The organism is Nostoc linckia z4 (assembly GCF_002608075.1).
Lineage (GTDB): Bacteria > Cyanobacteriota > Cyanobacteriia > Cyanobacteriales > Nostocaceae > Nostoc > Nostoc linckia.
The window spans coordinates 20,436-34,415 of the sequence record NZ_LAHA01000060.1; the positions used below are offsets into that span (position 1 = coordinate 20,436).

General features: G+C 40.9%; 14 protein-coding genes. 7 read left to right on the forward strand and 7 right to left on the reverse strand.

Annotated elements, in window-relative coordinates:
• Positions 1-432 precede the first annotated feature (432 nt).
• The 7 genes from VF06_RS31485 (at position 433) to VF06_RS31515 (ending at position 6,432) form a co-directional block, all read left to right on the forward strand.
• Entirely contained in the window at positions 433-1,416 is a 984-nt protein-coding gene (locus tag VF06_RS31485; protein WP_099071402.1) for an alpha-ketoacid dehydrogenase subunit beta, read from the forward strand.
• Positions 1,417-1,856: 440 nt separating this feature from the next.
• Positions 1,857-3,269: a protein translocase subunit SecD gene (secD, locus tag VF06_RS31495; RefSeq protein WP_099071401.1), complete on the forward strand. Its 1,413-nt coding sequence runs from the start codon at positions 1,857-1,859 to the stop codon at positions 3,267-3,269.
• Positions 3,266-4,252, forward strand: coding sequence for a protein translocase subunit SecF (gene secF, locus VF06_RS31500; protein WP_099071400.1), 987 nt, complete (start codon positions 3,266-3,268; stop codon positions 4,250-4,252). The genes secD and secF overlap by 4 nt, the downstream gene beginning before the upstream one ends.
• Before the next feature lie 131 nt (positions 4,253-4,383).
• A complete protein-coding gene (locus VF06_RS31505; RefSeq protein ID WP_099071399.1) occupies positions 4,384-4,776 on the forward strand; it encodes a hypothetical protein in 393 nt (130 codons plus the stop codon).
• 118 nt (positions 4,777-4,894) lie between these two features.
• On the forward strand, positions 4,895-5,362 hold the full coding sequence (locus tag VF06_RS31510) for a GNAT family N-acetyltransferase (protein ID WP_099071398.1): 468 nt from the start codon (positions 4,895-4,897) through the stop codon (positions 5,360-5,362).
• Positions 5,363-5,471: 109 nt separating this feature from the next.
• Complete coding sequence (locus tag VF06_RS41560) at positions 5,472-5,639, forward strand: hypothetical protein (protein ID WP_180267464.1); 168 nt, start codon at positions 5,472-5,474, stop codon at positions 5,637-5,639.
• Between the two features lie 214 nt (positions 5,640-5,853).
• Complete coding sequence (locus tag VF06_RS31515; RefSeq protein ID WP_099071397.1) at positions 5,854-6,432, forward strand: Uma2 family endonuclease; 579 nt, start codon at positions 5,854-5,856, stop codon at positions 6,430-6,432.
• A 21-nt stretch (positions 6,433-6,453) separates the two neighbouring features.
• Here the strand turns inward: VF06_RS31515 and VF06_RS31520 are convergent, their stop codons facing one another.
• The 7 genes from VF06_RS31520 to VF06_RS31550 all read right to left on the reverse strand — a co-directional run bounded on the left by VF06_RS31520 (position 6,454) and on the right by VF06_RS31550 (position 13,976).
• On the reverse strand, positions 6,454-6,810 hold the full coding sequence (locus VF06_RS31520) for an immunity protein CdiI family protein (RefSeq protein ID WP_099071396.1): 357 nt from the start codon (positions 6,808-6,810) through the stop codon (positions 6,454-6,456).
• Positions 6,811-6,825: 15 nt separating this feature from the next.
• Complete coding sequence (locus VF06_RS31525) at positions 6,826-7,200, reverse strand: hypothetical protein (RefSeq protein WP_099071395.1); 375 nt, start codon at positions 7,198-7,200, stop codon at positions 6,826-6,828.
• A 175-nt stretch (positions 7,201-7,375) separates the two neighbouring features.
• The gene (gene bchB / locus VF06_RS31530; protein ID WP_099071394.1) at positions 7,376-8,902 is read right to left on the reverse strand and encodes a ferredoxin:protochlorophyllide reductase (ATP-dependent) subunit B; all 1,527 of its coding nucleotides are present in this window, start codon (positions 8,900-8,902) and stop codon (positions 7,376-7,378) included.
• A gap of 482 nt (positions 8,903-9,384) precedes the next feature.
• Positions 9,385-9,954 (reverse strand): peptidylprolyl isomerase, encoded by a 570-nt coding sequence (locus tag VF06_RS31535; RefSeq protein ID WP_099071393.1) that lies wholly within the window; start codon positions 9,952-9,954, stop codon positions 9,385-9,387.
• Positions 9,955-10,317: 363 nt separating this feature from the next.
• The gene (locus VF06_RS31540) at positions 10,318-12,300 is read right to left on the reverse strand and encodes a primary-amine oxidase (RefSeq protein WP_099071392.1); all 1,983 of its coding nucleotides are present in this window, start codon (positions 12,298-12,300) and stop codon (positions 10,318-10,320) included.
• A gap of 193 nt (positions 12,301-12,493) precedes the next feature.
• Entirely contained in the window at positions 12,494-13,018 is a 525-nt protein-coding gene (locus tag VF06_RS31545; protein WP_099071391.1) for a tetratricopeptide repeat protein, read from the reverse strand.
• 142 nt (positions 13,019-13,160) lie between these two features.
• Entirely contained in the window at positions 13,161-13,976 is an 816-nt protein-coding gene (locus VF06_RS31550; protein ID WP_099071390.1) for a transporter substrate-binding domain-containing protein, read from the reverse strand.
• Positions 13,977-13,980 lie beyond the last annotated feature (4 nt).

The window sequence follows — 13,980 nt, forward strand, 5'->3', positions numbered from 1 at the left end:
AAATTTGATGTTTGATTTTGCTCCAGAGAAGATTCCGCTTCTACCACTACTGGAAAGATAAAGTTTCGATCTTGATTGATAAACGTTCTCACACCTGATGAGCAAAAAATCAGCACTTCCTTGGTCTGTTAAATAGTTGGTTTATGAGACATTTGCTACCGTATATTTACTTAAGATGTAGAGTTGGGTAACAATTTTGATATAGTTGTCTGGGCGATGACTTCCTGCTTGGAAGGAAAATAGCAATTAAACAGACAGCGTAGGAGATTGGAAATCAGAAACAATCAACAAAGAAACTTTTTCGCAATTCTTAGGGTTTATGCCAGGGGCGGTTCCTTTAGAAAAACCAAACTCTAACCAGTGCGATCGCTCACGGTATTTGCCACAACCACACGATAAAATTCTAAAACCATAATCGTACTAAAGGTCTAAATGGCAGAAACACTATTCTTCAACGCCTTGCGTGAAGCCATTGATGAAGAAATGGCGCGTGACTCCAGCGTATTTGTTCTGGGTGAAGACGTAGGACACTACGGCGGTTCCTACAAAGTTACCAAAGACCTGTACCAAAAGTATGGCGAACTCCGAATTCTAGACACTCCCATCGCTGAAAACAGCTTCACAGGCTTGGCCGTGGGAGCAGCTATGACTGGATTGCGCCCCATCATCGAAGGTATGAATATGGGCTTCTTACTCCTAGCGTTTAATCAAATATCCAATAACGCTGGAATGCTGCGCTACACTTCTGGCGGTAACTTCAAAATTCCGATGGTAATTCGCGGCCCCGGAGGTGTGGGACGACAGCTAGGGGCTGAACACTCCCAGCGTCTAGAAACCTACTTCCAAGCAGTACCGGGGTTGAAGATTGTAGCCTGTTCCACACCTAGAAACGCTAAAGGACTGCTCAAATCCGCTATCCGCGATGATAATCCAGTATTGTTCTTTGAACACGTTTTACTTTACAACTTGAAAGAAGACTTACCAGAAGAAGAATATTTGCTGCCCCTGGATAAGGCAGAACTTGTGCGTCAAGGAAAAGATGTCACAATTATTACTTATTCCAGAATGCGCCATCATGTGCTGCAAGCGGTAAAAACTCTTGAAAAACAAGGATACGATCCAGAAGTTATTGATTTAATATCTCTCAAACCATTAGATTTTGATACCATAGGTGCATCAGTAAGAAAAACCCATAAAGTGATTGTTGTGGAAGAATCCATGCGAACTGCGGGTATAGGAGCAGAAGTCATCGCTTCAATAAACGATCGCTTATTTGATGAATTGGATGCACCAGTACTGCGGCTTTCTTCTCAAGATATCCCCACACCTTACAACGGCAATTTGGAAAGACTAACAATTGTCCAACCAGAGCAAATAGTAGAAGCTGTGGAAAAAATGGTAGCGTTGCGAGTCTAAAAGTTGGGAGTGAGGAATTAAAAGTTAGGAGTTAAAAGTTAGGAGTGAGGAGTTAAAAGTTAGGAGTGAGGAGTTAAAAATTTGAAAGTTGAGTTTTAACTTCAAAGTCGAACTTTCGACTCCCAACTGATAACTCCCAACTCCCAACTGATAACTCCCAACTCCCAACTGATAACTCCCAACTCCCAACTGATAACTCCCAACTCCCAACTGATAACTCCTAACTCCCAACTSATAACTCCCAACTGATAACTCCCAACTCCCAACTCCCAACTCCCAACTCCCAACTCCCAACTCCCAACTCCCAACTCATAACTCCTAACTCCTAACTCCTAACTCATAACTCCTAACTCCTAACTCCTAACTCCTAACTCCCAACTCCTAACTCCTAACTGCCTAAAAGAGCGCTATTATAGCCTTTGTCAGTTGCGAGTTATGGTATGCAAAGACAGCAATCGCTATTAATCTTGATTTTAGTTCTGGTAATCGCTGCAATAGCTGTGATTGCTACTATTCCGATACCTCTTGGACTTGATTTGCAGGGAGGTTCACAACTCACAATTCAGGTGAAACCATCAGCGGAAATTCCGCAAATCACCGAACGAGAATTGGAAGGTGTGAAGAAAGTTGTTGAAGGACGGATTAATGGTTTGGGAGTTTCTGAGCCAATAATCCAAACAGTGGGTACAGATAAGGTACTGGTGCAATTACCAGGGGTTAACGACCCAGAGCAAGCCGAACGGGTGCTAGGGGGTACGGCGCAATTAGAATTCCGCACGCAAAAGCCGAATACAGAAACTCAACTTTTAGCTTTCCAAACATCGCGAGCTGAATTGAAGGTAAAGCAAGAAGAGTTAAGAAAAGGTAATGATAAAGCAGCAATAACCAAAAATCAAGAAGATTTAAAGAAAAATAATCAAGCGATCGCTGAATTGTTTGAAAGTACCAACCCGCCACTAATTGGTAAATACCTCAAAGATGCCTATGGCGAACCCACTCAAGGTAACAATTGGAATGTTGCCATTCGCTTCGACCAAAAGGGTGGCGAACTTTTCGCTCAACTGACGAAAAACCTTGCTGGTACTGGGCGGAGTATTGGTGTTTTTCTCGATAATGAATTAATCAGCGCTCCTACTGTTGGTTTAGAATTTGCCGCCACTGGGATTACTGGAGGCTCAGCGGTGATTACCGGTCGGTTTACCGCACAACAAGCAAATGACTTGGGCGTACAGCTACGCGGTGGTGCTTTACCAGTACCAGTGGAAATAGCTGAAATTCGTACTGTTGGAGCAACTTTAGGTAAAGACAGTATTACTAGCAGTATCTATGCTGGTATTGGTGGTCTGGTTTTAGTATTAATATTCATGGTGGTGTACTATAGACTACCAGGAGTAATTGCGGATATAGCACTATTGATCTACGCTTTGTTGACCTGGGCTACCTTTGCTTTGTTTGGTGTCACCTTGACTTTGCCAGGAATTGCTGGTTTTATTCTCAGTATTGGTATGGCGGTAGACGCAAATGTACTGATTTTTGAGCGGACGCGGGAAGAATTGCAAGCAGGCAAATCCCTTTATCGTTCTGTAGAATCTGGTTTTTACCGCGCCTTTTCGAGTATTCTAGACGGCAACGTGACTACAGTCATCGCCTGCGCTGCACTATTCTGGTTAGGGGCTGGCTTGGTGAAGGGTTTTGCTTTAACCTTGGCTTTGGGGGTAGCGGTGAGTATGTTTACAGCAATTACCTGTAGTCGTACTTTTATGTTTTTGGCAATTACAATTCCCGCACTCAAAAAACCAGAATATTTCTCTCCCAACCTGCCAACATCTAATAAGGCAGAGGTGTCTCAATGAAACTGAGTATTAACAAATCGCGATCGCTATGGTGGGCTATTTCTGGTGCCATCATCTTGGCTGGTATCATCTCAATGGTGGTTTCTTGGCAAAACCCCGACATCAAAGCACCCCTACGTCCCAGTTTGGATTTTGTCGGTGGTACGCGATTGCAGTTTGAACGGGATTGCGCCAAACCCGGTAACTGCGATCGACCAATTGATATTAACGTTGTTCGAGAAGTCGCTAAAGCTCAGGGATTGGGCGATAGCAGTATCCAAATTGTCGCTGACAAAAACACTGGTGCAGAAAATGGTATATTAATCCGCACAAAAACTTTGGATCGCGAACAGCGTACCAACTTGCAAAATGCCTTAAGCGAAAAAATCGGTGCTTTTGACGGTCAAAAAAATCAATTTGACACCGTTGGCCCGACTCTGGGAGGAGAACTGTTTAGATCTGGAGTTATAGCTCTAATAGTTTCCTTTGCAGGTATTATTATTTACTTGAGCTTCCGATTTCAACTGGATTATGCCGTATTTGCCGTTGTCGCCCTATTTCATGATATCTTGATTACGGTTGGGATTTTTTCGATTTTCGGTTTAGTATTCGGTACTGAAGTCGATAGTTTATTTATCGTTGCTCTACTAACGATTACAGGTTTTTCAGTCAACGATACAGTGGTGATTTACGATCGCATTCGCGAAACCCTCAAAATTAATCCCAACGAAGCGATCGGTGACATTGTAGATGATGCTGTCAACCAAACCCTAACAAGGTCTATCAACACGACTTTTACAACATTGCTAACATTATTTGCAATCTTTTTATTTGGTGGAGAAACACTGAAAAACTTTGCCCTAGCTTTAATTATTGGCTTTATTGCAGGGGCTTATTCCAGTATTTTCATCGCCAGTACTTTGTTAACTTTGTGGCGAGAACGCACGGATAAATCTCCGCCGCTGGTTAATGCTGAGTCAATTGATACATCTTCGGGTAATTAGTCATTGGGTATGAGAAGAGAACAAGGGAGACAAGGGAGACGGGGAAAGGGACAAGGAGAATAATTCAATTCTTAATTCCTAACTCAGCACTCCTAAATAACTAATGACTAATGACTAATGACTAATGACTAATGACTAATGACAAAGAACAAATTACAACTGACCAGGAATTTGCTCAACAAGTAGAGAGGCTATACCAGCTAACTGTATATGGCCGATGGTTATTTGTGGGCTGTTTATGGCTCACCGTTGCGCCTATTTGCTTGTGGGGTTTACGTGCAGAAATTTCTCTGTGGCAACAATATTTTACTTGGGTCGCAGTGCGATATGGGCTGGTTTATCATCCACTGCCTACCTTCGGTTTATCCTTTTGTATAGGGATGACTGCTGCTGTATTAGTTTGGCAAAGTCGCAATATTTTACTGGGATTACCAGAGCAAGAAAAACAACGTTTAGAAAAACAAGTTCATCGCATACGTCAGCAGGGGCCTACTCATCCTTTATGGAAGTGGGTTTGTAACTGAATACTACCATATCCAAAGAAATTTTCTCTCTTGTTGCGTAGAGATATACACATTCAACAATTTCTAGCAAAATATGACTTAGCAATAGCTTAAGATACAGCCAAAGTGAGTGGAATACATGAACAATCCTCAAATTCAATTTAGCGATCGCAAATCTGAGATTGACCTTTACCAACTCCAAGAACTGTTAAACATTTCAGCTTTCTGGGCAAAAGGCCGCAGTATTGAGGATTTAAGTATAGCCATTACCAACAGCGAGCCAGTGATTTCCGTCTGGGATAATCAGCGACTCATTGGCTTTGCTAGAGCAACATCTGATGGCATATATCGCGCTACGATTTGGGATGTTGTGATTCATCCAGACTATCGAAATAGCGGTTTGGGAAGTAATTTAGTGGAAACTGTTTTGAGTCATCCCCGCATGAGATGGGTTGAACGCGTTTATCTAATGACTACTCATCAACAGGAATTTTACAAAAAAATTGGTTTCCAGCCCAACACTAGCACTACGATGGTGTTGCATAACTTAGCCAATCTGAGTTTACTTTCCGATACAGAAGTTGAACTTCAAGAATCACCGAAATAGTCGTGTGTGTTAACTGTTGACTGTTGACTGTTGAATGTCAACAGTTTTCTAGTTTCTTGGCTCCCTAATCAATTTTATTTATAAGTAGATGGACATAAATAAATATAATATGTTCTGTCATTGCGAGCGAAGCGAAGCAATCCCAGAGACTTTGCGATTGCTTCGCTTCGCTCTCTACGAGACGCTACGCGAACGTAATGACATCTTAGATTTAATCATGACTATCTACTTAGCAACAACAAAGGCGATTAAGACATTAACAGACGATAAAATTTAGACACAACAAGACTTTTCACCCAATCACCATCTCCCCAGTCCCTTGCTTCGCTGAAAATTTGCCTTGACAGCTTCCTAAGCCGCTTAGAATGCCCAGGTTGATATTTTTTGGTCAACCAGTGGAAATATTAACATCTCCAAAAGAATTATCAGGAGAAGATGTGTTATCAGGATTTATTTAAATTTGTCAATTATCTGGAGGTAAAGATTGATTTATGACAGCGATCGCTATTAAATTAAACTCCATCATCCAACTCACCGACAACCAATTTTATGAACTCTGTCGGGAAAATCCGGAAATCAAATTTGAACGCAACGCAGCCGGAGAACTGCTCATTATGTCACCCACAGGCGGAGAAACTGGAAATCGTAATATTGAAATTGGCGCAGATTTTGTGTTTTGGAATCGTCAAACTCAATTAGGAATTTGCTTCGATTCTTCCACCTGCTTTAAACTCCCTAATGGTGCTAACCGTTCTCCTGATGTTGCTTGGATTAAGAAAGAACGATGGGATGCACTCACACCCGAACAAAAAGAAAAGTTTCCCCCAATTGCACCAGATTTTGTTTTAGAGTTAATGTCCCCCAGCGATAGTTTGCGAGAAACGCAAGAGAAAATGCAAGAATATATCGATAATGGAGTGAAATTAGGTTGGTTAATTAATCCTAAAATGCGGCAAGTAGAAATCTATCGCCTTGGTCGAGCAGTGGAAATATTAACATCTCCACAAGAATTATCTGGAGAAGATGTTTTAGCAGGGTTTATTTTAAATTTATCAATCATCTGGAGATAGATATTTAGCTAGCAGAAATTCTTACTGAATAACAGGTAAAATTTCTAATTCAATAGGATGAGTAAGAACTTTACGTAATCTATTACTGAAATAAATTACTTGATAGTTAGGCGCAAGTTCTTTTTGTAGTTGCTTCCACAGGCTAATTCCTTCATCTTCAAAAGCTGCTTCAGCCTCTGGACTGGAAAAACCCACCGAATCTCCAGGATTTTCCCAGTTCAATTTTGCATCGTAAACTTCTGCCCATTTTTCCAAACGGCTAATAGTTTCTTTACTTAGTAGCAGTGTTTCTGGATCGATATCACCAGCTCGATCGGAAGTAGCCCACCATAGTGGGTAGCATCCATAATCAGCCATGAGTTTGATTGTTGCTGCCATAGTCTCTCTACCAAATTATGGGGAAGTTCTGAGGTTAGCACCGACTATATAACCATTATTGCTTACACTCACAGCAATATACTGGATTTTGTCATTGAACGTCACTTCATAAATGGTACGAGTTTTTCGTCTTCCTTGATAACCTATCACTCTACCTTGAGTAAGTGCTGCAATTATCACATCTGGTATTTGCTCTATTTCAATACCCTGATTTAGGAACTCCAGAGAATGTTGTTCCAATATGTGCTGGAGTCCTGCTTCAGTATTTCCCTCTTCTAAAAATACAATTTTGCCATCACTTTGCTTAGCAATTCGCACAATTTTTTCTGGACTGTGCTTAATCCCAGCTTGACACAGTTCAGCTAACAATGCCGCTTTGTCATCGTTCATATTTAATTTAGTTATTTTAAATAGTTAGTGAAAATAAATATATAAAAAATTATAATAATTTTATCATATCTCATAATTGAAGTTGTGCCACTATATTTAACAATTAAACAAAAAAAATAGGGGCAAAGAGTATACATAACTCCTTACCCCTTTATCTTATCGATGAAGTGCTAAACTAAGCCCCGACAGCTTCCTTCGCAGCGTACAATACCTCAGCGTTGATTTCTTTGAAACCTCTTTCGCGGGCAAATTTCTCAGTATTACGCTTCACTTTTCCGCGCACAAATCCCGGAATTTTATTCAATTCTGCTTGACCATCTTTTGTCCAAGTCAAATCAGAATCAGCAGAAATTCCTTTAGTAATTACTTCCTTAGTATCGTGACCTCCAAAGATTTCTAACAGATGATCTTCCATTCCTAAGGTGAAGGAATTGTAGATTAAATCTGTAATTTGATTTGTACCTTCGTAGCCCATAAATGGTTTGTAACCAATGGGGAAATTCTGGATGTGGATGGGTGCAGCAATTACACCGCAGGGAATATCTAAGCGCTTACCTACGTGGCGTTCCATTTGAGTGCCGAAAATCGCTGAGGGTTCAACGCGGGCGATCGCATCGCCAATTGCGCCATGATCGTCTGTAATCAGCACTTCATCGCAATATTCGCTCACTTGTTCCCGGAACCAGTCTGCATCATATTTGCAGTAGGTTCCAGCCCAAACTACATGAATCCCCATTTCCCGTGACAAAATTTTGGTAATGGCGGCGGCGTGGGTGTTGTCGCCAAATACCACTGCTTTTTTACCAGTTAAGTTTTGACAGTCAATGGAACGAGAAAACCAAGCAGCCTGGGATACATGCAAAGTTTGTTCGTTGATGAAGTCTTCGTAATCTACATTAGCGCCTTGGGCGTTAATTACCTGCTGTATTTTACGGATACAACGAGCAGTTTCCACTACACCCATCGGTGTAATGTCTATGTAAGGTGTTCCGAATTCTGCTTCTAAATAACGAGCCGCAGCCAAGCCGAGTTCGCGGTAAGGTACTAAGTTAAACCAGGCTTGGGGCATTTTCTTTAATTCGTTAACAGAAGCGCCTTCCGGAATTACGGTATTAACTTCAATTCCCAAGTCAGCCATTAACCGCTTGAGTTCGGTGGAGTCGTGCTGGTTGTGGAAACCAAGGGTAGAAATACCGATGATGTTAACGGATGGTTTTTCGGTTTTGCCTTGTGGCAATTCGCCTTTTTTGCGGGCTTTTTCAATGTAGAATTGCACAATTTGATGCAGAGTGCGATCGGCTGCTTGCAGTTCGTTGTAGCGATAGTGGTTCACATCCGCCAGCATTACGTCACCTTTTGCTTCCAACTGCGCCCGTTCTACAAAGTTGTGTAAGTCTTCTTGCAAAATGCTAGAAGTGCAGGTGGGAGTTAACACAATTAAATCTGGGCGTTCTTCAGCATCTTTGCGGGTGATGTTATCTACCACCTTTTCTTGAGAACCCCGTGCCAAAACATTGCGATCGACTACGCTGGTTGTGACTGGGGTAAAATTCCTCTCCCGTTCTAGCATGGAACGCATAACGTTGAAGTAGTCATCGCCTAGTGGTGCGTGCATGATTGCATGAACGTTTTTGAAAGAACTAGCGATTCTGAGAGTGCCGATATGGGCCGGGCCTGCATACATCCAGTAAGCTAATTTCATTTGTGTCTTCTCCCTGTCCAACTTAAATAACACGAAGTCCGATTAGCGATGGACTATAAGTGCATGATTATTTATTCAATCGTTTTTGATTGTCGCAAAACTTGTATTCCAATGAAGTGAAGACTTGTAAGGATTTTGCCTGGAGTCTGTAGGCATAAGCGTCGCCCAAACTGGGTTCCTGATTGAAATCTAGCGTCTGAATTTCACAACATTACTATTGCTTATTTAAAATAAATCTTAATTTTTCGGCAAATTTGTTATCAATTCGCTGCGATCAATGAAACTAGTTTGCGTAAAGCTTGAGTCATAATTTATTCTTCTACTGTTGAGTGTTGACTGATGACTGTTAACCGTCAACCATCAACAGTCAACAGTGTCAAGGTTTTTTGAGAGTCCGTTTAACACTTATTATTAGATCCGAGGCTCTTACAGACCACAAACGGATAGTTGTTTGATTAGCAATTAAACAGACATGAAATTAGTTACTGTCGAAAAATTTCTACTTTTTCTAACACTACTTCTTGATTGGGACGGTCTCTAGTTGTAGGTACATTGGCAATGCGGTTGACTACATCTATACCTTGCACAACTTTACCAAAAACACTGTGTTTGCCATCAAGATAAGGTGTTGGTACTTCTGTAATAAACCACTGCGAACCATTAGTACCGGGCCCCGCATTTGCCATTGAGAGAATCCCTGCACTAGAGTGTTTCAATTCTGGATGAAACTCATCTTCAAATCTATATCCAGGCCCACCAGTACCCCAACGGTTAGCCATATCGAGATAACGAGTCAGAGGATCGCCGCACTGAATCATAAAACTAGGAATGACTCGATGAAAGCGAACCCCATCATAGGCAGGAGTACCCTTGAGAGATTGACCTGTTTTTGGGTCTTTCCAATCGATTGTTCCAGTTGCTAGACCAACAAAATTTTTAACAGTGTTGGGGGTTTTTTCTTCCTCTAAACTCACTACAATTTCGCCTAAAGAAGTAATTAAACGAGCGTGAAGTTTGCCACTACCGGGAATATTAATTTCTGGAAAATTCATGAATTATCCTCTGAATGAAAATTGCCAGTTTTTGAACTATAAGTAGCTTATCAGGATTCAACCAATTAATAATTAGTAATTCGTAATTATTAGTGAAATAGCACACAAAAACCTGTAATTTTATGCTTGGGAATTAATTAGTGTCTAAATCTCCAACAGGTATAGCAGCAGCTAGTGAGATTAGGACATCAACTGATTGCTAAACATCAGCATCAAGAGACTTTGAATACTGTTGTCTATTGGCTGTTGCCTGCTATAAATTGCAAATTACGAATTACGAATTATAAATTACGAATTCCTTTAAGTTACAGGTTTACACATTACCAAAAAACTCAACCAAAAAAAATTAAGAAAAAGAATATTTTACTCTGGTAAATTAATGGCTGGATTGCGGCTAAAGAAACCTCTGGGTGCTAGCTTAAATCCAACTCGGTGGACAGGCATGACAGGCCAATCTTCCGATCGCGGAATATGAGTCACGCCCATTGTGTACCATAACACGATATCTTCGCCCAGCAACGATTCGTCATCTGCAATATATCTAGGCAAACCCTCTCGTGGCTGAGTTTGATTCGGATAATCGCCGCCAGCATAAAGTTCGCCTGGTTTATATTTTGTTACCCAAATATGGTGTGTGGCGAATTCTGCACGTTCGCGGATTTTTGACCCTTCCACAGGAAAAAGCATAGCATTTGCTTCTGGCATCAGCATATATCCAGGCGCAGCACCAAGGGCATTCTTTTTATCTGCACTAATAATCATCCATTCTCGACTGTGTTTTAAATCCAAATCCCGTACAGCAGCCGTTTCTTTGGTTAACGGATTTTCTATGACTACCATTGCATTTCCCAAAGGATTTTTTTCATCCATCGGTAAAGCGTGAACATTCATTTCCATCACCGAATTAGTTTTACCATCGACATCCAAATCTAGGCGATAGTTGAAAAAGTGCTGGTGATTGACTCCGATAATATTTTTTGCAATTAGTTGACCGTAGGAATTTTCTGGGGATTGTTTTTCGGCGGCTGTTCCCTGTACCAATACAATACCTGTTAATTCGTTTTGTACTTCTAAAGTTCCATCTTGGCGAAAAATCCAATTGAGGGTGTAATCATAATTGTCAATTGCCACCGTCATTTTCATCACTAATTCTCGATTCCGACGGACATCGTTACGTTGAGTATTATATTCATAATGTTTCCAGAGGATGCCGTTATCGCGTTCGTAGACACCAATAACCCCTGGCATTTTATAAGGTTCTCCCTGTTCATCAGCAAATATCGCATCTAACAAAACACCATTTTCAGGAATTTCCTTACCCAACTCCATCTTATTTGCTAATAAACCAAGGTTGTATTCCCCAACATCAAAGGCATTTCTAAATGACCAAGTAGGCTCAGTATCTCCATAAGGAACTACCATTTCCGATAGGCTAGCGCGATATAAAACTGGCCGGACATTTTCTGAATCTTTGTGTGTAACTTGGTATAGAACTAATCCACTACGAGGATGCATTAAATAACGAAAATTCCAACCTTGCCAGGTAATTTCATTGTCACGTATTTGGAAAGTTTGACCATTGGGTTGGAGAATTTTTAATGCTTTGGGAGGTGAAAATAATTTTCCCAAAGATTTCACATCGTAGTTCCAATTTTCTTGAGAAAAAGGTACTTTTTTGCTATCAACAATACTTGCAATTTTACCTGTATTTAAATTTACTGTTGCTACCACTCCTTCAATGGGACTACCGTAATAATTCCAGCCTTTGCCTGTATAATAAGATAATCCCCGACAAAGGCGATCGCCTGTTTTTTCTTCCTGTTTGCTGAGAATTCCTGGTGCCCACCAACTAATTTTAACTTGGTCAAAATCATTAATTCCCCGCCTTCGCATAGCTGCTTGCCATCGGGAATCAGCTTTAACGACCTGAGTCGCCAGTTCATATTCTGAATTAACGAGTGCAGGTTGGACGGAGGGTATTTCTTTCCAAGAATTTAAGGTTTTGGTTGTTAAATCAATCACTCCCTCAAAAGTTTTGTTTTGGGAACGCTCATAGATGACCAAAAAAACTTGGCGCTTGAAAGCTTTACCAGGCATAAAATTTAGCACTTCTTCTTTATCTGGTTCTTGTAAAGCAATCAGTGGAAAAACTGCCATTTCGCTCAAAGTTTTTTCTCTTTTAACAACCGCCACAGCCGTATTAATTTCTACTTCAGTTAACGCACTTAAAGGATGGGAAATTAAAGTCTGCTCAGCAGATAATTTTCCCATTAATCCAAATGAAATAGAAATGACAACAATAATGGCAAAAGCTAGCCCAAAAAAATACCTTAGCCGCTTAATCATCTTTTTCATGATAGAAGACATGTAGTTATCTATTTCCAAGCGTAAGCATGAAAACCGATAAATTTAGGGGCTAAGGGTAAATTAATTTAGTTGGGGAATGGAGGGGAGTAGGGGAGACAAGGGAGACAAGGGAGACAAGGGAGACAAGGAGAGTAATTCATAACCAACCAATGCCCAATGCCCAATTCCCAATTTATACAGAAACTAAACGACGTAAAGATTCAGCGCGGCGTTTAGCAATAGAGTTATTGGGAGCAAACTTAAGTGCTTCCTCGTAAGTTTGTAATGCTTGAGTATTTAATTTTTTCTTCTCATAGGCGTGACCGAGATTATTCAACGCTGTCACATAATCTGGTTTAAATTTGAGGGCTTCTTTGTACTGACGAATTGCTAGGTCATATTGCTCTTGAGTAAAGTAAGCATAACCTAGTCCATTGTAAATGGGGGCAATATTTTCTTCTTCCTCTTCTTGGGCAGCTTTCAGAGCTTTTTGAAATAAGGCGATCGCCTGCGAATACAATTTTTTTTCGGAATAAATACTCCCTAACTCATAATATTCTTGAGTCGTACCCTTTTCTTTCTCTAGTTTCTTCCTTAACTTAGCGAAAGAACTTTCTATCTTGCGAGTTTTGAGAATTTGACGAAAAACACCCACAACAGTAAACGTGAGCAAACCTACCAAAATTGACAGATAAATTACGGCTAGATTATTATCCATTGCCTGCAAATACAAATATTAAAAGTTGCTTCTGTATCTATTATCAGCCTATTGGGGAGATGCGCTTCGACTTCGTTCACCAACCAGCAGATAAGAGAATAATTCTTAACTCCCAACTCCAAACTCCTAACTCAGCACTCACTTACGGTAAACCCCAATATTTAACGCGTTCATCGAGCCAACCTTGTGCTATGTAACGAGCGATCGCTCCGTTGACTCGTCGTCTGAATTCATCGTACTGCAATCCCTTGGGCATTACCACAGACAATGGTTCAGTTGATAGCTTGGTGGCTAGTAATCGATATTGCGGATATTGTTGCACCCAACCGCTCAGAACGCTAGCATCTGCGGCAAAGGCGACAACGGCATTATTTTCTATTTGCTCTCGCGCTTGTTGGTAGGAATCCACTCCCACTAACTCGGCGTTTGGCAAATAGTACCGGACTTTGGCAATTGTAGTGGAGTTATTGAGTAGGGCAATTTTTTGTTTGCCCAAATCCTTTAACTGCTGCACAGAAGCATCTTTTGTAATTAATACAGTGCTATCTAAGTAGTAAGGAACGCTCAAATCAACTACGCGGGCCCGTGAGGGAGTTGCTGTTACCCTAGCGATCGCTAAATCAACTTTTTTGTCTAAAACTACAGACAAGCGATCGCGATTCGCTACGGGTTGAAATTTGACAGCATCTTTTTTACCTAGCAAGTCAACTGCTAACTGCTGTGCCAAGTCAATTTCTAAGCCTTGCAAGTTGCCGCTATCATCTTTGAATCCCAAAGGACGCAAGTTATCTTTAACTGCAACAGTTAAATAACCCCGTCGCTGTATTTCTGGCAGTTCGGCGGCAGATGCCGTTAATCCTGTGCCGACAAAGCAAAAGCAGCAAATCCAAATAATAGTAGCGGATAATACCAGATGTAACCGAGTAATTACTTGCCTACTGTTACATCGGTTATTCATCCGT

Bases quoted from the DNA above. Each gene is read 5' to 3' on its own strand.
- VF06_RS31520 (WP_099071396.1), bottom strand. From the start codon at position 6,810: ATGGCAGCAACAATCAAACTCATGGCTGATTATGGATGCTACCCACTA.
- VF06_RS31510 (WP_099071398.1), top strand. From the start codon at position 4,895: ATGAACAATCCTCAAATTCAATTTAGCGATCGCAAATCTGAGATTGAC.
- VF06_RS31525 (WP_099071395.1), bottom strand. From the start codon at position 7,200: ATGAACGATGACAAAGCGGCATTGTTAGCTGAACTGTGTCAAGCTGGG.
- VF06_RS31515 (WP_099071397.1), top strand. From the start codon at position 5,854: ATGACAGCGATCGCTATTAAATTAAACTCCATCATCCAACTCACCGAC.
- VF06_RS31545 (WP_099071391.1), bottom strand. From the start codon at position 13,018: ATGGATAATAATCTAGCCGTAATTTATCTGTCAATTTTGGTAGGTTTG.
- secF (WP_099071400.1), top strand. From the start codon at position 3,266: ATGAAACTGAGTATTAACAAATCGCGATCGCTATGGTGGGCTATTTCT.
- VF06_RS31505 (WP_099071399.1), top strand. From the start codon at position 4,384: ATGACTAATGACAAAGAACAAATTACAACTGACCAGGAATTTGCTCAA.
- secD (WP_099071401.1), top strand. From the start codon at position 1,857: ATGCAAAGACAGCAATCGCTATTAATCTTGATTTTAGTTCTGGTAATC.
- VF06_RS31540 (WP_099071392.1), bottom strand. From the start codon at position 12,300: ATGATTAAGCGGCTAAGGTATTTTTTTGGGCTAGCTTTTGCCATTATT.
- VF06_RS31550 (WP_099071390.1), bottom strand. From the start codon at position 13,976: ATGAATAACCGATGTAACAGTAGGCAAGTAATTACTCGGTTACATCTG.
- VF06_RS31485 (WP_099071402.1), top strand. From the start codon at position 433: ATGGCAGAAACACTATTCTTCAACGCCTTGCGTGAAGCCATTGATGAA.
- VF06_RS41560 (WP_180267464.1), top strand. From the start codon at position 5,472: ATGTTCTGTCATTGCGAGCGAAGCGAAGCAATCCCAGAGACTTTGCGA.
- bchB (WP_099071394.1), bottom strand. From the start codon at position 8,902: ATGAAATTAGCTTACTGGATGTATGCAGGCCCGGCCCATATCGGCACT.
- VF06_RS31535 (WP_099071393.1), bottom strand. From the start codon at position 9,954: ATGAATTTTCCAGAAATTAATATTCCCGGTAGTGGCAAACTTCACGCT.